This window comes from Thermocatellispora tengchongensis, from assembly GCF_014202315.1.
GTDB classification, from domain to species: Bacteria; Actinomycetota; Actinomycetes; order Streptosporangiales; family Streptosporangiaceae; genus Thermocatellispora; species Thermocatellispora tengchongensis.
In genome coordinates this window covers 450,732-470,936 of sequence record NZ_JACHGN010000006.1, presented here as the reverse complement: position 1 = coordinate 470,936, position 20,205 = coordinate 450,732, and the positions used below count along the sequence as shown (strand labels likewise).

Below are 20,205 nucleotides of genomic sequence, written 5' to 3'. Positions count from 1 at the left end.
GATCCTTTCACCTCGGCACGGCGGCCGCAGCCCGCCCCGCTTCGCGACCGCGGCAGTGGGAAAGGCTACCCTTGCTCATTAATGACACCCTGTTGCAAACTGGCGGGGCCGACGAACCGTCGTGATCCGCAAGGAGTCCGAGGAGCTTCCGCATGCCCGAACAGACAGCCGTGCCCACCGGCGCGCCACCGGACGCCGCCACCGGCGCGGGCGGTTCCGGCGACGACGCCGCGCCCCGCACCCTCGGGGGGCTGACCGCCGCCGTACGCCCGAAGGTCATCGCCGCCTCCGTGCTCGCGGGGTTCGCGGGACTCGCCTCCCTGGTGCCGTTCGCCGCCGTGTACCTGCTGGCGGTCGCGCTGTCCGAGGCCGAGCCGGACCGGGGCACGGTGTGGACGGTCGTCGCCGTGACGATCGCCGCGGTCGTCGTCCGGTTCCTGTGCCACGGCGCCGCGGTGTCGCTGTCCCACGCGGCCGACATGGACCTGCAGTTGCGGCTGCGCCGGTCGATGGCCGAGCGCCTGGCCAGGGCCCCGCTGGGGTGGCTCTCCGAGCGCGGCGCCGGGCGGCTGAAGAGCACCCTCCAGGACGACGTGGAGGACATGCACTACCTGGTGGCGCACGCGCTGCCCGACTTCGTGGTGGCGGTGTCCACCCCGCTCGCGGCCGCCGTGTACCTCGCCTTCGTCGACTGGCGGCTGACCCTGGTGTGCCTGGCCGGCATCCCCTGCTATCTGGTGGGCTACCGCGTCATGATGCGGGTGGCCGGGGCGCGGATGGGCGCGATCGGCGCCGCGATGGGACGGCTCAACAGCGCCGTCGTGGAGTTCGTGCAGGGCATCGCGGTGGTCAAGGCGTTCGGCCAGACGCAGCGCGCCCACAGCCGCTTCGCCGCCGCCGCCGATGACTACCTGGAGACGTTCAGCGCAGTCAACCGGCCGATCCTGCGCGTCCAGTCGGTGAGCACCGGCATCCTCTCCCCCGCCGCGACGCTGCTGGTGGTCGCGCTCGGCGGCACCGTCTTCGTCAGCCAGGGCTGGATGCCGGCCATCGACGTCGTGCCGTTCCTGACCCTCGGCCTTGGGCTCACCTCCCCGGTGCTCGCGGTGGGCCTGGCGGGCAACTCGCTGCGGTCGGCGCGGCAGGCGGCCGGCCGGGTGGGCGAACTGCTGTCGGTGGCTCCGCTGCCCGAGCCGGCCGAGCCGAAGTCGCCGCGGGGGCACCGGGTGGAGCTGCGCGGGGTCACCTTCGGGTACGACGCCGACGCCCCGGTGCTGCACGACGTGAACATGGTGCTGGAGGAGGGCACGGTGACCGCGCTGGTCGGGCCGTCCGGGGCCGGGAAGTCCACGCTGGCGGGCCTGCTGCCGCGGTTCGCCGATCCGCAGCGCGGCCAGGTGCTGCTGGGCGGCACCGACGTCAGGGACATCGCCGCCGGGGAGTTGTACCGGCACATCGGCTTCGTGCTGCAGGACGCGCGGTTCCTGCGCGCCTCCGTCGCGGACAACCTGCGGCTCGCCAGCCCGCACGCCACGGACGCCGACATCGCCGGGGTGATCAGGGCCGTGGGCCTGCACGAGCGGATCGCCGCGCTGCCCCGCGGCCTCGACTCGGTGATCGGCGAGGACGCGCTGCTGTCGGGCGGCGAGGCCCAGCGGCTGTCCATCGCGCGGGCGCTGCTGGCCGACACCCCGGTGCTCGTGCTGGACGAGGCCACGGCGTACGCCGACCCGGAGTCGGAGGCGGTGGTGCAGCGGGCGCTGTCGCGGCTGGTCGCCGGGCGGACCGTGCTGGTCATCGCGCACCGGCTGGGCAGCATCGTGGGCGCCGACACCATCGTCGTGCTGGACGAGGGCCGGATCGTGGAGCAGGGCCGCCACGAGGCGCTGGTCGCCGCGGGCGGGCTGTACGCCTCGATGTGGCGCACCTACCAGCGGCACACCGAGGCCGCGGGCGGCCGGGCGGCGATCCGCGCCGGAGACGAGCGGCACGACGGGCTTGACGGGCAGCGAGACGGGCGGAACGAGCAGATCGGAGTGACCCGGTGATCAGACAGCTCTTCCACGTGGCCGGCCCCGCGCTGCGGCGCCGGCTGGCGGTCCAGCTCGCGGTGCTCCTCGGCTACAGCGTGCTGCAGGGCGTGGCCTTCGTCCTGGTGGTGCCGGTGCTGCGGCGGCTGCTGGCCGGCGACACCGACGGCGTCTGGCCGTGGGCCGGCGCGCTGGCCGGGGTGGCGCTGGCGACCGCCGTGGCGTACTACGCGCAGCAGATGCTCGCCTTCCAGGTGGCCCTCGCCGCCTCGCACCGGCTCTACCACCGCATCGGCGACCACGTCTCCGCGCTTCCGCTCGGCTGGTTCTCCGGGGAGCAGGTGGGACGGCTCGGGCAGCTCGCCTCGCGCGGCGTGCCGCAGGTCAGGTCGCTGCTGGCGCACCTGTTGCAGCCGCTGTGCACGGCGGTGGTGACGCCGCTGACCGTGGTGGTGGCGATGGCGTTCCTCGACTGGCGGCTCGCCCTGGCGACGGCGCTCGGGGCGCCGTTGATGTACCTCACCTACCGGTGGGCCGTGAGCACGGTGGCCCGCGCCGACGAGGCCGTGGACACCGCCGCCGCCGAGGCGAACGAGCGGGTCGTGGAGTTCGTGCGCGCCCAGTCCGTGCTGCGCAGCACCGGCAGCGGGGAGCGGGGCCGGGCGCTGCTGGAGTCGGCGCTGCGCGAGCAGGACGCGGCCGGGCGCCGCCAGTCGGCGGCGATGGCGCCGGGCCGCACCGCGTTCATCGCGGTGGTGCATCTCGCGGTGGCGGCCGTGGTGGTCGTCGGCGCGGTGCTGGGCCTGGGCGGCACGGTGGGCGTCGCCGAGCTGGTGGCGCTGCTGGTGCTCGTGGTGCGGTTCTCCGAGCCGGTGTCGGGGATGGCCGAGCTGGGCGGCAGCCTGCGCTCCGCGCGCAACGCCCTGGCGCGGATCGACGCGGTGCTGGCGGCCCGGCCGCTGCCCGAGCCCGCGCGGCCGGGGCCGCCGCCCGCCGACGCGTCGCTGGAACTGCGCGATGTGCGGTTCGCCTACGAGCCCGGGGCCAGGCCGGTGCTCGACGGGGTGTCGCTGCGGCTGCCCGACCGGACGACGACGGCGGTGGTCGGCCCCTCCGGGTCCGGCAAGACGACGCTGATCCGGGTGCTGGCCCGGTTCTGGGACGTGGACGAGGGCGCGGTGCTGCTGGGCGGCACGGACGTGCGCGACATCCCGGCCGACGCGCTGATGGACCACTTCTCGCTGGTCTTCCAGGACGTCTACCTGTTCGACGCGAGCATCAGGGAGAACGTGCGCCTGGGCCGTCCCGGCGCCACCGACGCCGAGGTCGAGGAGGCCGCCCGGCTCGCCCGGGTGGACGAGATCGTGGCCCGGCTGCCGCAGGGCTGGGACACCCCGGTCGGCGAGGGCGGCACCGCCCTGTCCGGCGGCGAGCGGCAGCGGGTCTCGCTGGCGCGGGCCCTGCTCAAGGACGCCCCGGTGATGCTCCTGGACGAGGCGACCTCCTCGCTGGACCCGGCCAACGAGGCGGCGATCCAGCAGACCCTGGACGCCCTGTCCGGCCGTCGCACCCTGGTCGTGGTGGCCCACCGCCTGCAGACGGTGGTCGGCGCCGACCGCATCGTCGTCCTGGAGGAGGGCCGGGTCGCCGAGACCGGCACCCACGCCGAACTCCTCGCCCGGGGCGGCCGCTACGCCGAGTTCTGGCGCGAGCGCAGCCGCGCGCAGGGCTGGCGGCTGACCCCCGAGCCCTCGGTCCCGGTGGAGGCCGCCCCGTGACCGGTGCCCCGCCCGGCGCCGGCCCGCCCCGGGGGCAGTCCCCGGGAGCGGGCCGCGGGCGCGAGCCCGGCCCGGCGCGGCGGCCGGGGCGGCGCAGGCTGGTGGAGCGGGAGGACGTCGTGGACGTGGTCGCCGAGCAGGGGTTCCACGGCATCACCGTGTGCTCGGTGGCCGAGCGGCTCGGCGTACGCCCCTCCACTCTCTACCGCTACTTCGCCACCCGTGACGAACTGCTGGCGTACGCGGTGGACGCGCGGTTCGACCGGGCCGGCTGGCCCGAGGACACCGCGGAGTGGCGCGGGTGGCTGGAGGCGCACGCCTGGGCGCTGTGGGAGGTCTACGCGCGGCACCCCGGGCTGGCCCAGGCGGTGACCGCGCTGCCGGTGACCCCGCCGGCGCTGACCCGGCGCATCGACCGGATCACCACCCGGCTGCTGGACCTGGGGTTCGCCCCGCACGACGCGGTCCTCGCGGTCGATGTGATCGGCGAGCTGGCCCTGGACACCTTCCTGTTCGGCCGGGTCGCGGGCGAGCGCCCCGAACCGGCCGTGCAGGCCCGGCGCACCAGGGTGGCCGCGGCCGCGCCCCTGCTGGACCCCCGGCTGCGCCGGATCATCGAGGAGGTCGTGGCGGCGGCGCCCCGCGCCTGGTTCGCCCGCAAGCTGGAGCTGGTGCTCGACGGCCTGGCCACCCGGCCGCCCGCCGCACGCGGCGCGGACGACCGGCGCGAAGGCGACGGCCCAACGAGGGACGGCCCGAGAAGGGACGTCCTGAGGAGGGACGGCCCGAGAAGGGACGGCCACACGACCGTGGCCGCCCCGTGACCGGCCGGGGCGCTCAGCCGGCCGCGGACCGCTGCCGGCGGACCAGTTCCGCCCACGCGACGAGCCGGGGATCGCGGGCGAGGTCGGCGAGCTTGAGCCGCACCCCGTACGCGCTCCACTTGCTGACCACGGTCATCAGCCCGACCGAGTCCAGTCCCTGCACGATCAGGCTCACCTCGTCCTCGACCTCCGTCTCGGGGCGGCGCAGGGCCTCGGCCACGTCGCGGCGCATCACGTCCAGATCGAGCCCGCCGGGCGCGACGGACGGCGGCGCGGCCCGCACGACGCTCTGCGAGACGCTGCGCAGCTTCTCGCAGGTCTCGGTGAACTCCCGCTCGGGCAGCGACTGGCCGACGACGCCGGCGCCCGCCCGCAGCCAGGTGCGCCCGTCGCGCTGGTAGACCGAGCGGAGCACCAGGGCCGCGTCCAGGGCGCCGTCCCGGCCGACGGTGAGCACGGCTCCCCCGTACAGCCCGCGTGCCTCGGTCTCCAGGCGGCGGATGGCGTCGTACGCCTCGGCCTTGGGGATGCCGGAGACGGTCACGGCGGGGAAGAGCGCGGCCAGCGCGTCCCAGCCGTCCCGGCCCGGAGCGAGCCGCCCGTACAGGTCCGAGCCCAGGTGCTGCGCGGTGCCGCGCGGTTTGACGGTCATGTAGTCGGCGATCCGCACCGAGCCCGGCGCGCAGACCGCCTCCAGCTCCTCGAAGGAGGTGCGCACGCTGATGGCGTGCTCGTAGACCTCCTTGGGGTCGCCGAGGAGTTCCCGCCGCAGCCGGGCGTCCTCGCCGGCGTCGCCGGTCAGCGCGCGGGTGCCGGCCAGGGGCTGGGTGCGCACCCGGCCCTCGGCGTCGACGCTCAGCACGATCTCGGGGCTGAAGCCGGCCGCGCGCATGCCGCCGAGGTTCAGCAGGAAGGACCGGGCCGGGGTGTTGCGGCGCCTGCCGCGCAGGTAGGTCGCGGCCAGGTCCACCGGCTCGGGGACCGGCACGACCCGGGACAGGATCACCTTGTGCAGGGCGCCGTCCTGGATCTCCCGCACGGCGGTGTGCACGGCCTTGCGGTACAGCTCGCCGTCGCCGCGCTCGGGGTCCACGTCCACCAGCACCGGCTCGGGCTCCTCGGCGGTGTCGGCGAGCGCGGCCAGGGCGGCGGCCGTGACCGCGTCCCCGGGGTCCAGGGCGCGTACGGTGGCGGTGCCGCCCTGGACGCGGACCTCGGTGCGGGGCACGACCAGGTGCAGCAGCACGGTGTCCGGGGGAAGCTCGGCGTGGGCGGGGCCGCCGGCGTAGGCGAGCTCGAAGGCGGCGGTGCCGTACGCGGTCCAGTCCTCGACCGGCAGGTCCGCGGTGAGCTCCCTCAGCGCCGGGCCGGGGTGGCCGCTCCAGGGGAGGGTCCGCTCCCCGTCCGGGCCCGAAAGCCGTACGGCGGCGGGGGTGACGGTCAGCTCCACCGCCGCGCCCAGCGCCACCGACCAGGTGTCCTGGCACTCGTAGAGGACGAAGGGCTCCTCGCCCGCCCGGCGGGCGACGCGTACGGCGGCCGGCATCGGGTCGCCGGGGATCGGGACCGAACTGCTGCGGTAGCGAAGGGTGGGGGACATGTCGGGCTCCTTGGCCATGGGTGGTCCTGCCGGTGTGGGCGGTCAGCGCACGGCTGTGGCTGTCAGCACGGCTGTGACGGGTCGCAGGCTGGGGCTGTCAGCGCGCGGTGCGGGCGCGGTCGGCCGCGATGGCGGCCAGCGCGCGGCGGTCGATCTTGCCGACTCCGGTGAGCGGCCAGGACGTGACCGTCTCCACCTGCTCGGGCCGTTTGAAGTCGGCCAGTCCGCGCTCGCGGAGGAACTCCCCGAGGGCGGCCGGGGACAGGGGCGGCGGCGTGGCCGTGCTCTCAGTGCCCTCAGTGCCCTCGCCGCCCTGGGAGGCGGGGGCGGGCAGGAGGAAGGCGCAGACCCGTTCGCCGAGCACCTCGTCGGGCACCCCGACCACCGCGGCCTGGGCGATGCCCGGATGCGCCAGGAGGTGCCGCTCGACCTCCTCCGGGGAGATCTTCTCGCCGCCCCGGTTGATCTGCTCCTTCACCCGCCCTTCGACAATGAGGTTTCCGCTCGGGGCGCGCCGCACCAGGTCGCCGGAGCGGTAGAAGCCGTCCGGGGTGAGGGCGCGCGCGTTGTGCTCCGGCGCGCGGTAGTAGCCCCGCAGGGTGTACGGCCCGCGGGTGAGCAGCTCCCCGGTCACGCCGGGTGGCACCTCGGCGCCGTCGGAACCGACGATCCGGATCTCGTCGCCGGGTGAGACGGGCCGGCCCTGGGTGGTGGCCACCACCTCCTCCGGGTCGTCGGGGCGGGTGGCGCACAGCAGCCCCTCCGCCATGCCGAACACCTGCTGGAGGCGGCAGCCGAGGGCGCCGGGCAGCGCGCGGGCGGTCTCCTCGGGCAGCCGGGCGCCGCCGACCTGGACCAGGCGGAGGCTGGACAGGTCCGCGTCCACCCACTCCACGGCCCGCGTCCACAGCGCGGCCAGCGGCGGCACGAGCGCGGTGACGGTCACCCGCTCGCGCTCGATGAGCGGGAAGACCTCGGGCGGGCTCGGGTTGGGGGCCAGGACGGTGGCCGCGCCGGCCGTCAGGGCGCCGAGCAGGCCGGGGCAGGCCAGGGGGAAGTTGTGCGCGACGGGCAGCACCGCGAGGTGCACGTCGGCGGCGGTGAGCCCGCAGACGGCGGCCATGGTGCGGGCGTTGTAGGCGTAGTCGTCGTGGGTGCGTGGGATCAGCTTGGGCAGGCCGGTGGAGCCGCCCGACAGCAGCAGCAGCGCGGGCCCGGACGGGTCGGGTCCGGGCAGGTCGGCGGGCTCCCGGCCTTCGGCGAGAGCGCGGTACGGGACGGTGTCCCCATCCCCGGAGTCATCCCCGGAGTCATCCCCGGAGCCGCCGGGCTCGCCCACGACCACCACGTGCCTGAGCGAGGGACAGGTCTTCAGCAGCGTGCGCGCGGTGGCCGCGTGGTCGTGCCCGTCGAGCTCGTCCACGGTGACGAAGGCCACCGCCGTGGCCAGGTCGCACAGGTGCCGCAGCTCGCTCTCCCGGTGTCCGGGCAGGGCGAGCACGGGCAGGGCGCCGATCCGGAACAGGGCGAAGCACAGCACCGCGAACTCGGCCCGGTTGGGGAGCTGGACCAGCACCCGGTCCCCGGATCGCACCCCCAGCTCCACCAGGCCGGCCGCCAGCCGGTCGGCCGCGGTGTCCCATTCGGTGAAGGTGAGCCGTGCGGCCGGATCGGCCAGGGCCGTGCGGCCGCCGTGCGCCGCCGCCGCGTCGCGCAGCAGCCGGCCCAGCGGCTCTCCCCGCCAGTAACCCGCCGCACGGTAGCGGGCGGCGTCCTCGGCGGGCCATGGGACGAAGCCGTCCGTCATGGGAGTTCGGTTCCTTTCGACTCGGACCTCGATGAAGAACGCTCAGACGGGCCTGGCCTCGACCAGCGACTCGCTGTCGGGCCGCAGCTCGGCGCGGGAGAGCTCCAGGCCGGAGCGGGCGAACAGCTCCTGGTACTGCTCGGGGGTGCGCAGCCGTGCCTGGAGCAGGACGAACATGTACAGGTCGAGGGCGCGGACGTAGTGGGTGCGGTCCTCACCGGTGGGCATGTGGCCGACGACGACCAGCCTGGCCTCGGGCCGCATGGCCGCGCGGACGGCCCGCAGGATGCGTACGGAGTCCTCGTCGTTCCAGTTGCCGATGACCCGCGACAGCAGATAGACGTCGCCGCCCTCGGGCACGTGCTCGAAGAAGCTGCCCGCGACGACCGTGGCCCGCGCGCCGACCCCGGCGTCGGCGAGGAGCTTGTCCGCGCCCTGCACCGCGTTCGGCAGGTCCAGGACGGTCCCGGTCAGGTGCGGGTGCTCGGTCAGCAGCCGGGCCAGCATGGCGCCGCGCCCGCCGCCGACGTCCACGACGTGGGCGCCCTCGGGGAAGTCGTACAGCGCGCTGACGGCGTGCCCGGCGGCGGACTCGGCCATCGCCCCGTGGAAGGCGCGGGAGAACCGGGCGTGGTCCGGATCGGACATGTACTCCCACACCGGACGGCCGTGCGCGGCGTCGAAGGCGGGCTCGCCGGTACGCGCGGTGTGCACGGCGTGGGCCCAGGTGCGGGCGAACTCCTCCATGCCGGTCAGCCGGCACATCTGCCGCATGCTCTGCGGATGGTCGCCGCGCAGTACCTCGCCGACCTCGGTGAGGGCGAACCGCCCGTCGTCCAGGGCGGTGAGCACGCCCGCGGAGCAGGCCGCGTGGAGGAAGCGGCTCAGCGCTTCGGCGTGGGCGCCGGTCAGCCGGGCGAGGTCGGCGGCGGTGCGGGGCTCGTCCAGATGGTCGGCGACGCCGAGTTCGGCCAGCGCGGAGACGGCGGCGGAGATCCAGGCCGACGAGACGATCTCGATCAGGCGCAGCCGGGGCGGCAGGGCGGGCAGGGGGCCGGTCATCGGCGGTCCTTTCCGGTCGGGGCGGCGGGGTCGGGCATGCCGCCGGCGGCGGCGGGATCGGGTACGCCGCCGGCGGGAGCGGGGTCGGGTGCGCTGCCTCCGGCGGCGGCCGTGGTCTCGGCGGCCTCGGCGAGGAACCCAGCGACCGTCAGCCGCTGGTTGAGGAACAGGCGGCGCACCGACAGGTCCGCGCCGAGCAGGTCGCGCACCTGTGCCGTGAGCCGCATCAGGAGCAGCGAGTCGCCCCCGAGGTCGAAGAAGTTGTCGTCGGGGCCGATGCCCTCCACGCCGAGGGCCCGCTCCCACAGCGCGGTCACCTGGCGCACGGGATCGCCGGGGGCGGCGGCCTGCGGTTCCCGGCGCGCGGCGGCGCCCGCGGTCTCCGCCGCGTCCGCCGGGACCGCGCCCGCCGGGACCGCGCCGCCCGCCGGGACCGTGTCCGCCGGGATGTCGTCGGTGGCCAGGACGGGCCCGCCCGCGGGCGCGCCGCCGCGCGGCGGCGGGTCGATCCAGAAGCGGCGCCGCTGGAAGGGGTAGCCGGGCAGCGGGACGCGGCGCGGGCGCCGGCCGCGGCGGCCGGTGAGCCGCCAGACCCCGGCCGCGGCGTCGGCGCCGTACCGCCACAGGGAGCCGACGGCCTCCAGGAAGAACGCCTCGTCGCTCTGCTCGGCGTAGGCGTGCCGCATCGCGGGCACCACCGCGGCGTCCGGGCCGAGGACCTGGCGGGCGAGCTTGCTGAGCTGGCCGCCGGGTCCCGCCTCCACCAGCAGCGGGGCGGGATCGTCCGCGCACAGGGTCCTCACGCCGTCGGCGAAGCGCACGGGCTCGCGGCTGTGCCGGACCCAGTAGCCAGGGTCGGCGGCCTGCTCCGCGGTGATCCAGGTTCCGGTGACGTTGGAGACGTACGGGATTCGCGGGGCCTTCAGCGGCAGCCCGGCGACGAGGGCCCGGTACTCCTCCAGGACCGGGTCCAGCAGCGGGGTGTGCACGGCGGAGGGGACGCGCAGCCGGTGGTGGTCCACGCCCGCCTCGGCCAGGCGCTTCTCCAGGGCGACGATCGCCTCGGTGGTGCCGGACACCGTGCACGCCTCGCCGGCGTTGACGGCGGCGACGGCCGCGTCCGGGCCGAGCAGCGGCTCCAGGTCGTCCGGTGCGAGGCGGACGCTGAGGGTGGCGCCGCCGACGGAGGCGAACAGCCGCTCGCGCTCCGCGACCAGCGGCAGGACGTCCTCCAGCGCGATCACGCCCGCCAGGCAGGCCGCGGCGTACTCGCCGAGGCTGTGCCCGAGCATGGCCACGGGGCCCAGCCCGTGGCTCTCCAGCAGCCGGGCGAGCGCGTACTCGGTGGCGACCACCGCAGGGAACGCGGCGGAGCGCAGCCCGGTGGCCACCCCGTCGAGCCGGGCGGTGTGCTCTCCCGGCCGCTCCGGCCCGGCGGCCCCGTCGCCCGGCGGGCCGTAGAGGGCGGTGCGCAGGTCGTGGCCGAGCACGGGCAGCATGATCCGCGCGCACTCGTCGATGACGTCGCGGAACACCGGCTCGTGCGCGTACAGGCCGGCGCCCATGCCGTCGTAGTGGGCGCCGCCGCCCGGCAGCAGCAGGGCCAGGGGACGTTCGGCCGCGGGGCGCGGGGGCGTGCGGGGCGCGGCGCGCAGCGCCTCGGCGGCCTCGCCCGGCTCCCGTACGACGAGGGTGCGGCGCAGCGGGTACGCCGCGCGGCCCGCGCTGAGCGTGTACGCGACGTCCGCCGGGTCCAGCTCCGGGTGGGCGTCCAGATGGGCGGCGAGGTCCCGGGCGAGGGTGTCGAGCGCGGCCGGCGTACGGGCGGAGAGGGTGAGCAGGGTGTACGGGGTCTCCCCTGCGCCGGGAGCCCGCCCGGGAGGCTCCGGGGCGGGGGGCTGCTCCAGGATGGCGTGGGCGTTGGTGCCGCCGATGCCGAAGGAGCTGACGCCGGCCCGCCTCGGCCCCGGGACACGCCAGGGGCCGGCCTGGACCGCCGGGCGGAAGGGCGCGCTCTCCCAGTCGAACAGCGGGTTGGGGCGGCGGTGGTGCAGGGTGGCGGGGATGATGCCGTGCTCCAGGGCGAGGACCACCTTGATCAGCCCGGCGATCCCGGCCGCGGCGTCCAGGTGGCCGATGTTGGTCTTGACCGAGCCGATCAGGCACTCCCCCGGGTGGCCGCCCGCCCGGTCGAAGGCGTCCCGCAGCGCGGTCAGCTCGATGGGGTCGCCCACGGGCGTGCCGGTGCCGTGGGCCTCGACGTAGCCGATGCCGCCGGCCTCGACGCCCGCCTCGGCGAGCGCGGCGAGGATCACCTCGGTCTGCCCGTGGGCGCTGGGCGCGGTGAAGCCGGCCTTGCGGGAGCCGTCGTTGTTGACGGCGGTGCCGAGGATGACGGCGCGGATCGTGTCGCCGTCGGCCAGGGCGTCCTGGAGCCGTTTCAGCACGACGGCGCCGGCGCCGTCCCCCTGGCTCATGCCCACGGCCTCGGCGTCGAAGGCCCGGACGCGGCCGTCGGGCGAGTAGGGGCCGTCCTTGACGTGGCGGTAGCCGAGCCTGGCGTGCGGGTTGAGGGCCACTCCCCCGGCCAGGGCCAGGTCGCAGCGGTGGGCGAGCAGGTCCTGGCAGGCCAGGTGGACGGCGACGAGCGAGGTCGAGCAGGCGGTCTGGACGCTGATGCTGGGCCCGGTGAGCCCCAGCAGGTAGGAGACCCGGGTGGGCAGGGTGCCGGGGGAGTTGCCGGACAGCGCGGCCATCTGGTCCAGCGAGCCGGGCAGGCCGGCGTACCAGGGGGCGAGGTTGACGGCGTAGTAGCGGCTCACGGCCGCGCCGGCGTAGACGCCGACCGGCCCGGGGTGGCGGGCAGGGACGTAGCCGCTGTCCTCGAAGGCGTGGTGGGCCACTTCGAGGAAGACGCGCTGCTGCGGGTCGAGGAGGGCCGCCTCGGCGGGCCGGTAGCCGAAGTGGTCGGCGTCGAAGCGGTCGTGGCCGTCGATCTCGCGCACGGCGCGCACGTGGTACGGGTCGTCCAGGAGGGCCGGGTCGCCGCCCGCGGCGAGGTACTCCTCGTCGCCGAGAAGGGTGAGGCTGTCGCGGCCGGCGAGGAGGTTGTCCCAGAACGCCGCGGCGGTGGGGGCGCCCGGGAAGCGGGCGGCCAGGCCGATGACGGCGACGCTGAACTCGGCGTCGGGGGCGGGGGGCCGGTGGTCGCTCATGCGCGGGGTGCTCCTCCCTGCGCGGCCCGGCGAGCCGCGGCGCGGCCACGGGCGGCCCGGCGGCGGGCCACGCGGGCCGCCTCCTCACCGGCCTCCCCGGCCTCGCCGGTGGCGTCGGTGGCGCCCTCCTCGCCGTCCCGGGCGCCGTTGGTGTCGAGCAGGCGGGCCAGGTCGGCCACGGTCGGGTGGGAGAAGAGGTCCACGACCCGGACCCGGCGGCCGAGCTCGCGTTCCAGCGCGGCCTGGACCCGCAGGGTGAGCAGGGAGTGGCCGCCGAGGTCGAAGAAGTTGTCCCGGGCGCCCACCCGCGGCACGCCGAGGACCTCGGCCCACACCCTGGCCACGGTGCGCTCCAGCCCGTCGCGCGGGGCCAGGTAGGGCGCGCTGACCGGCACCCGGGCGGGCAGCGCGGCCAGGGCCGTGCGGTCCACCTTGCCCGAGGGCATCAGCGGGAACTCGGGCAGGATCTGCACCGAGTGCGGCACGCCGTACTCGGGGAGCCGTTCCGCGGCGAAGGCGCGCAGCTCCTCCTCCCCGGGCGGGGTCCCGCCGGGCTGGGCCAGGCAGTACGCGGCCAGGTGACCGGCGCCGGGCGTGTCCTCGCGCAGCAGCACCACCGCCTGGCGTACGCCGGGGTGCCGGCCGAGCACGGCCTCCACCTCGTCCAGCTCGATGCGGAAGCCGCGGATCTTGATCTGGCGGTCGGCGCGGCCCAGGAACTCGATGACCCCGTCGGGCCGGTAGCGTCCCAGGTCCCCGGTGGCGTACAGCCGGGCGCCGGGCTCGTCGCCGAACGGGTCGGGGACGAACCGGTCGGCGGTGCGGCGCGGGTCGCCGAGGTAACCGCTCGCCACCTGGACGCCGCCGATGTGGATCTCGCCGGGCACGCCGGGCGGCACCGGCCTCAGGCCGGGCGCGAGGACGTGGACGCGGGTGTTGGGGTTGGGGCGGCCGATGGTGACGCCGGTCCTGCGGGCCTCACCCCGGTAGACCTCGCAGCTCACGCCGATGGTCGCCTCGGCGGGGCCGTACCCGTGGTACATGGTGCTGCCGGGCAGCCGCTCCCGGAACCGCGCGAACAGCTCCGGGGTCAGCACCTCTCCCCCGCACCACACGTGGCGCAGGCTCGCCCCGGCCTCCTTGATGCCGGGGCGCTCCAGCATGGCGTCGAGCATGGTGGAGGTGACGTACACGAAGCCGACCCGCTCCCGGGTCATCACGGCGATGAGCGCGTCGGGGTCCTTGTCGGCCCCCGGCGGGGCGAGGACGAGCCGCGCCCCGCAGCTCAGCGGCAGGAAGATCTCGTTGATGGAGATGTCGAAACCGAGCGGCGCCTTGTGCAGCACGCCGTCCCCCTCGCCCAGGCCGAGCAGCTCGGCCTGCCACGGCAGCCGGTTGCAGATCGCCGCGTGGGTGATCATGGCGCCTTTGGGGCGGCCGGTGGAGCCCGAGGTGTAGATGACGTAGGCGAGCTCGCCGGGGCCGGGGGCCGGTCCGGCGCCGCCTTCCCCGGGGTCCGCTCCCTCCCCGGCCGGGTCGAGCACCGGGATCTCGCCCCAGACGGCCGCGGCCGGTCCTCCCGTGCCGCCTCGGGACAGGACGGCCGCGGGGGCCGCGTCGGCCACGACCTCCTGAATGCGGCGGTCGGGCCAGGACGGTTCGATCGGCACGAACGCGGCCCCCGTCTTCAGCACGGCGAGGAGGCCCACGACGAGGTGGGCGGAACGCTCCAGGTGGACGCCGACGAGCCGGCCGGGGCCCGCGCCCGCCGCGCTGAGGCGGCGCGCGAGGCTGCCGGCCGCCGCGTCCAGGCGGGCGTACGTCCAGCGGTCGGCGCCGTCCACCAGCGCCTCGGCGTCGGGGTGGGCGCGCGCCTGCGCCTCGAACAGGCCGTGCAGGGTGGCCGGGGCGAGGAGGCCGGGGCGCGCGGTGGCGTTCCACTCGTGGACGATCCGGTGCCACTCCTCCTCGGAGAGCATCGGCAGGTCGTCCACCGGGCGGTCGGGCTCGCCCGCGGCGGCGGTGAGGAGCCGGTCGAGGTGGTCCAGCAGCCGTGCCGCCGTGCCGGGGGTGTACAGCTCGGTGCGGTAGGTGGCGCCGAGTTCGGTGCCCGCGCCGGTGTCCACGACCTCCACCGCCAGGTCGAAGCGGGCGGTGCCGTTGTGGACCGCCACCTCCTCGGCCCTGACGCCGGGCAGGTCCAGGGCGCCCAGGCCCGCGGTGCGAGAGGAGAACATGGTGTCGGCCAGGGGGGTGCGCCCGGCGCTGCGGTACGGGCGGACCTCCTCCACGACCCGGTCGAAGGGCGTGTCCTGGTGGGCGTAGGCGGCCAGGCACTCGGCTCGGACCCGGCGCAGCAGTTCCCGGAAGCCGGGGCGGCCCGAGGCGTCCACGCGTACGACGATGCTGTTGCCGAAGTTGCCGATCAGGCCGCGCAGCCCGGGGGCGTCGCGGTTGATGACCGGCGTGGCCACGGCCAGGTCGGTCTGCCCGGTGTAGCGGTGCAGCAGGGCCAGATAGCCGGTGAGCAGCGCCATGAAGGGGCTCGCCGACTCCGCGCGGGCGAGCGCGGCGAGGCGGTCGTGCGTCCCCGCGGTGAGCGGCCGGTGGACTCGGGCGCCCGCCTCGCCGGGCACGGGCGGTCTGGGCAGGTCGGGCAGGGGCGCGGCGGGCGGCGGGGCCGGGGTGAGGCGCGCGCGCCAGTAGGCCGGGCCGTCGTCCCCGGGGCCGCGCTCCCGCTGCTCGCGGGCGGCGTGGTCGCCGTACTGCAGCGGCAGCGGCGGGGCGGGGTCCGGCGCGGCGCCGACGGCGGCGCGGTAGCCGGCGGACGCCTCGGCGAACAGGGGCTGCCAGCTCAGGTCGTCGCAGGCGATGTGGTGCAGGACGACCAGCAGGAGGTGGCGGCCGGCGGCGATCCGGTACAGGTGGATCCGCAGCGGTGTCTCGGTGGCCAGGTCGAACGGACGCGCCGCCGCCTCGGCCGCCGCTTCTGCCGCCGCCCGGCGTGCCTGCTCGATGCGCGGGCCGGCGTCACCGTCCTCGCTCGCCGGGTCCTCGCTCGCCGGGTCCTCGCCTGCCGGGTCCTCCAGGGTGAAGGGGACCTCGGCCGGGGGCAGGACCCGCTGGACGGGGGTGCCGTCCGGCGCGGTGCGGTAGACGGTGCGCAGGATCTCGTGGCGTGCGGCGACGGCGGTGAAGCCGGCCCGCAGCGCCGCCGGGTCCAGCTCGCCGGTGAGCTCGGCGGCGACGGCCAGGTTGTAGGCGGCGCTGCCGGGCCGGGCCTGCTGGTGGAACCACATGCGGTACTGCGCCGACGACAGCGGCGTGGCCTCCGGGTCCCGGCCGGGAGCGGGGCCGGGCTCGGCGGGGCCCGTGTCCGGCGCGGCGCCCTGCTGGGCGAGCAGGGCGCGCAGCAGGCGCAGGCGGCGGTCGTCGCCGTCCCCCTCGGGGGCGCCGGCGCCGGGGGCCGTGGAGGGGTGTCGCGGGTCGGCGGTCATGACCTGTCCTCAGAGGGTGCGGGATGGTGCGGTGCCGTGCTCTCAGGTGGCGTGCTCTCGGGTGGCGTGCTCTCGGGTGGCGCGGTGTCGGGTGGCGTGGTGCCGGGTGCCGTGGTGCCCGGGACCGCGGCGCCGAGGGCCGCGCTGACCTGCGCGTCGGTGAGCGCGGCCACCTCCAGGTACAGCCGGGCCACGAGGTCGAGCCGGCCGGGGGCGCTCTCCTGGCGGCGCATCGCGGCGGCCATGCCGGTGACCGTGAGCGTGCCGAAGAGGGAGGTGGCGGTGAGGCGTTCGCCCTCGAAGATGGCGCGCAGCCGGGTCAGGATCCGGGCGCCGAGCAGGGAGTCGCCGCCGAGGGCGAAGAAGTCGTCGCCCGGCCCGACCCGGTCGAGCCCGAGCTCGCGCGCCCACTCCTCGGCCAGCAGCCGTTCCAGGGGCGGCAGTTCCCGCGCGCCGGGGACCTCTCCGGCGTCCGGGGCGGTGGCGGTGACAGTGGTGGTGACGGTGGTAGTGGCGGCGGCGGTGGCGGCCAGCGCCGCCCGGTCCACCTTGCCGTTCGGGGTGAGCGGGAACGCGTCCACCCACACGAAGGACGCCGGGATCATGTGCTCGGGCAGCCGCTCCCCCAGGAACGCCCGCAGTTCCTCCGCCGCCGGCGCGCTTTCGCGGCTGACGGGCCGCAGGTGCGCGGCCAGGGCGCGGTGCCCCTTCCGGCCCGGGATCGGCACGCCCGTGACGACGGCGCGATCGACGCCCGGGTGCGCGGCGAGCGCGGCCTCGACCTCGCCGGGCTCGATGCGCTGCCCCCGGACCTTGACCTGAAGGTCGGCGCGGCCGGCGAACTCCAGGTCGCCGTCCGGCAGGTACCGGCCCAGGTCGCCGGTGCGGTAGAGGCGCTCCCCGGTGGCCGGGTGGGTCACGAACGCGGCGGCGGTGCGTTCGGGGTCGCCCCAGTAGCCGCGGGCGAGGCCGGCCCCCGAGACGTACATCTCGCCGGTCACCCCGTCGGGGCGGTCGCGCAGCCGCTCGTCGAGCAGGTGGTAGACCGTGTTGGCGATGGGCCTGCCGTACGGGATGCTGGTCCAGGCGGGGTCGATCCGGTCCACCGGGTGCCAGATGTTCCACAGCGTGGTCTCGGTCGGCCCGCCGACGCTCACCAGCCGGGTGTGCGGGGCGAGCCCGGCGAGGGTCCGCGCGGTCTCCAGCGGGATCCAGTCGCCGCCGGTGAAGGCGAGGCGCACGGTCTCCAGGGCGCCGGCCGCCTCCGGGTGGTCCAGCAGCATCTCCAGCATGGCGGGCACGGAGTTCCACAGGGTGACGCCGTGGTCGCGCATCAGCCGGATCCAGTGGGCGGGGTCGCGTACGGCGTCGGCGTCCGGCAGCACGAGCGTGCCGCCGGCGCCGAGCACGCCCAGCAGGTCGAAGGCGGACATGTCGTGGTGGAGCGCGGTGAGCCCGAGGATCACGTCCTGCGGGCCGACGGCGAAGGTCTCCGCGGTCTCCCGCAGGGCGTTGACCATGGCCCGGTGCTCGGTCATCACGCCCTTGGGCGTTCCGGTGGAGCCCGAGGTGAACAGCACGTACAGCAGGTCGCCGGGCCGCTGGGGCAGCCCGTCCGGGCCGGGCGGCGCGGCCTCGGGCAGCTCGCCGTCCACCGCGATGGCCGCGACCCCCTCGGGCAGCGGCGGCAGCGGGACGCCGGTGCGGGTGAGGACGGTGCGGACGCCGGTGCGTTCCAGCAGCTCCCGGATGCGGGCGGCGGGCTGGGCCGGGTCGAGCGGCAGGTAGGCGGCGCCGCCGAGCAGCGCGCCGTACACGGCCACGGCCTGCTGCCAGCCCTTGTCGATCAGTATCGCGACGACCGTGTCCGGCCCGGCGCCGCGGGCGGCGACCGCCGCGCCGACCCGGGCCGCCTCGCGCAGGAGCTCGCCGTAGCCGAGGGTGCGGGTGGTCGTGATGACGGCCGGGTGGTCCGGCCGCCGGGCGGCCCGCTCGACGAAGGCGGCGTGGGCGGGCGCCTCGGGCAGGGCACGGGTGCGGCCGCGTGCGGCGGTGCGGCGGGCCCGCTGCTCGGCGGGCAGGACGTCGAGGTCGGTGGTGGTCCAGGCCGCCTCGTCGCGGCCGAGCCGGTCCAGCAGCAGTTCGAAGCTCTGGAACATGGCGCGGGGCATCCCGGGCGGGAACAGCTCCTCGACGACGTCCCAGTTGTAGGCCAGCTCTCCCTGGCGTTCGTCGAGTTGCACGTCGAGGTAGACCTGCGGGGTCTGGGACACCCCGTACACCTGGGTCCAGAGGCGGTCCAGGGCGGTGCCCTCCGGGTCGGCCCAGGCCAGGGTGCTGGTGAGCACCACGGGCATCCTCGCGTGCTCCATGCCGCCGCGTACGCGGGCCAGCTCCCGCAGCATCCACGGGCCGCTGACCTCGGGATGGCTGAGGTCCTCCCACAGCCGCCGCTGGATGCGGGCGGCGCGGTCGGTGAACGTGTCGCGGGCCCGGTTGTCCACCTCGACGAGGGAGAACGAGGCGAACTCCCCCACCAGCCGGTCCACCTGCGGGTGGAGCGGTTCGCGGTTCATGCGGGGGACGTTCACGGTGAAGCGGGCGTCCTCGCTCCAGGCGGCCAGGACCTCCGCGAACACCGCGAGGAGCAGGGCGGACGGGGTGAGCCCGGCCGCGCGCGCCCGCTGCTTGAGCGCGTCCCACTCGGCGCGGCCGAGGCACGCCTCGTGGCGGACGAACCGCGGCACGGTCACGGCGGCGGGGTCGGCGGCGAGCGGGAGCCGGGGGGCGGGCGGCAGCTCCGCGACGCGTTTGCGCCAGTACTCCTCGGCCCGGCGGCGGTCCTCGCTCTCCTCCCGGGCCGCCTGGGCGAGCACGTACTCGCGGAAGGAGGTGGTGAGCTCCGGGAGCGGCGCCCGGGGGTCCTGGTAGAGCAGGGACAGCTCGCCCGAGAGCACGTGCCAGCTCGCGAAGTCGCAGACCAGGCCGTCGAACCCGATGAAGACCCGGACCAGGTCGTCGCGCAGCCGGGCGACGGTCACCTGGAACAGCGGCCAGGCGTCCGGTGGCCGCACCGCGTGGGAGAGCCGTTCGCGCAGCGCGGCCAGCGCCCGCTCGCGCTCCTCCTCGTCGCGGTCGCGCAGGTCGATGAGGTCGGGAGTGAACGGCGGGGTGTCGGGCAGCACCCGCTGGGTGAGCGTGGCGGGATCGATGACGGCGCGCAGCATGTCGTGGCGCTCGACGAGCAGCCGCCAGGCGGTGGCGAACCGGCCGACGTCCAGGTCACCCTCGAACTCGAAGTAGGCGTGGGTGGTGACGTTGCCGAGTTCGAAGACGTCGCCGCGGCCCAGCAGGTAGGCCCGCTGGGTGTCGGTGAGCGGGAACGGCTCGTGGCGCGGGTCGGGGGCGCTCATCGGCGGTCCTGCCGGGTGTGCGGGCGGGGGTCGGGCCACAGTTCGGCGATGCGGTCCAGGCACGCCTCGCGGGTGCCGATGTCGCCGGTCGCCCGCCAGCCCGCCGGCGGCTCGCGCCCGGCCTCCCACACCGAGTACTGACCGGCGTCGTTGACGACGACGGCCCATGAGCCGGCGGCGGTGGCAGCGGCACCGGCCGTGCCTGCCGTGCCCGCGTGGAAGGGGCAGCGTTCGCCGGCCGCCTCGGGGGTGTTGTCGTCGCCGAGGAAGTACTGACGCCACTCGCGGTTGGCGTCGTCCCCGTACGCGCCGAGGTGGGGCGAGGGTTCGACCGCGTCGTACGCCCTGAGCCGGTTGCGGATGGTGCGGCGGGCGGCGGCGCCGCGCGGGGTGTGGGCCTCCAGGCCCTCGAAGACCCAGCGCGGCTGGAAGGTGATCATGAACTGGGGTGCGTGCCGGCTGCGGCGCCGGTCGTGCGCCGGGGTGTTGCAGACCACGAAGATCGGTACGCCAGCGAAGGCGAACTCCCACATCGGGTGGTCGGGGTCGGTGGGCAGGTCCTCGGGCCAGGGCTGGGCGTCCTTGGCGGCCAGGTAGCGCAGGACCGCCCAGAACCGCTCCTGGTACGCCTCCAGCGGCAACGGTTCGTCCTCCGGGCGGAAGAACACCACCAGGGAGGTCTCCCGGCCCAGGTCGCGGTATCCCTCCAGGTACCCGCGCAGCAGGTCCGGCAGGGCCGACCAGTCGTCCTGGCGGTCCGTGCCGTCCACGTAGCCGATCCGCAGGGTCCCCTTCCGCGCGGCGGCGACGCCGAACGTGCACGGGAAGGGCTCCGCGTCGGAGGTGATCGACGCCAGGAATTCCATGGCGGCCTGCTCACCCCATTCGGGGATCTCCCCGGCGGAGAGTTCCCAGACTTTCGCACGAGTGGCCGCGTTACGCGTCCGGTTCCGGTTTTCGGGCATGCCGATGCCTCACT

At 76.1% G+C, this 20,205-nt stretch carries 10 protein-coding genes; 3 read left to right on the top strand and 7 right to left on the bottom strand.

The window, feature by feature from the left end; genetic code table 11:
• Positions 1 to 152: 152 nt before the first annotated feature.
• From HNP84_RS16815 to HNP84_RS53000, 3 genes are read left to right on the top strand one after another with little or no spacing between them, the layout of a single operon-like run.
• Positions 153 to 2,048 (top strand): ABC transporter ATP-binding protein, encoded by a 1,896-nt coding sequence (locus HNP84_RS16815; RefSeq protein ID WP_185050646.1) that lies wholly within the window; start codon positions 153 to 155, stop codon positions 2,046 to 2,048.
• Positions 2,045 to 3,808 (top strand): ABC transporter ATP-binding protein, encoded by a 1,764-nt coding sequence (locus HNP84_RS16810; protein WP_185050645.1) that lies wholly within the window; start codon positions 2,045 to 2,047, stop codon positions 3,806 to 3,808. Before HNP84_RS16815 ends, HNP84_RS16810 begins: the two co-directional genes overlap by 4 nt.
• Positions 3,805 to 4,632, top strand: coding sequence for a TetR/AcrR family transcriptional regulator (locus HNP84_RS53000; RefSeq protein WP_185050644.1), 828 nt, complete (start codon positions 3,805 to 3,807; stop codon positions 4,630 to 4,632). Before HNP84_RS16810 ends, HNP84_RS53000 begins: the two co-directional genes overlap by 4 nt.
• 13 nt (positions 4,633 to 4,645) lie before the next feature.
• Here HNP84_RS53000 and HNP84_RS16800 read toward each other — a convergent pair whose 3' ends face one another.
• From HNP84_RS16800 to HNP84_RS16770, 7 genes are all read right to left on the bottom strand, one after another.
• Complete coding sequence (locus HNP84_RS16800) at positions 4,646 to 6,232, bottom strand: salicylate synthase (protein ID WP_185050643.1); 1,587 nt, start codon at positions 6,230 to 6,232, stop codon at positions 4,646 to 4,648.
• 97 nt (positions 6,233 to 6,329) lie between these two features.
• Positions 6,330 to 8,039 (bottom strand): (2,3-dihydroxybenzoyl)adenylate synthase, encoded by a 1,710-nt coding sequence (locus HNP84_RS16795; protein WP_185050642.1) that lies wholly within the window; start codon positions 8,037 to 8,039, stop codon positions 6,330 to 6,332.
• Between the two features lie 42 nt (positions 8,040 to 8,081).
• Positions 8,082 to 9,101, bottom strand: a complete 1,020-nt coding sequence (locus tag HNP84_RS16790; RefSeq protein ID WP_185050641.1) for a methyltransferase — start codon at positions 9,099 to 9,101, stop codon at positions 8,082 to 8,084.
• Positions 9,098 to 12,316: a type I polyketide synthase gene (locus HNP84_RS16785; RefSeq protein WP_185050640.1), complete on the bottom strand. Its 3,219-nt coding sequence runs from the start codon at positions 12,314 to 12,316 to the stop codon at positions 9,098 to 9,100. Before HNP84_RS16785 ends, HNP84_RS16790 begins: the two co-directional genes overlap by 4 nt.
• Positions 12,313 to 15,813 carry a non-ribosomal peptide synthetase gene (locus HNP84_RS16780; RefSeq protein WP_185050639.1) on the bottom strand — a complete coding sequence of 1,167 codons (3,501 nt, stop codon included), beginning with the start codon at positions 15,811 to 15,813 and terminating at the stop codon, positions 12,313 to 12,315. Before HNP84_RS16780 ends, HNP84_RS16785 begins: the two co-directional genes overlap by 4 nt.
• Positions 15,810 to 19,226, bottom strand: coding sequence for a non-ribosomal peptide synthetase (locus HNP84_RS16775; RefSeq protein ID WP_185050638.1), 3,417 nt, complete (start codon positions 19,224 to 19,226; stop codon positions 15,810 to 15,812). Before HNP84_RS16775 ends, HNP84_RS16780 begins: the two co-directional genes overlap by 4 nt.
• A complete protein-coding gene (locus HNP84_RS16770) occupies positions 19,223 to 20,092 on the bottom strand; it encodes a YqcI/YcgG family protein (protein WP_185050637.1) in 870 nt (289 codons plus the stop codon). Before HNP84_RS16770 ends, HNP84_RS16775 begins: the two co-directional genes overlap by 4 nt.
• Between the last annotated feature and the right edge of the window lie 113 nt (positions 20,093 to 20,205).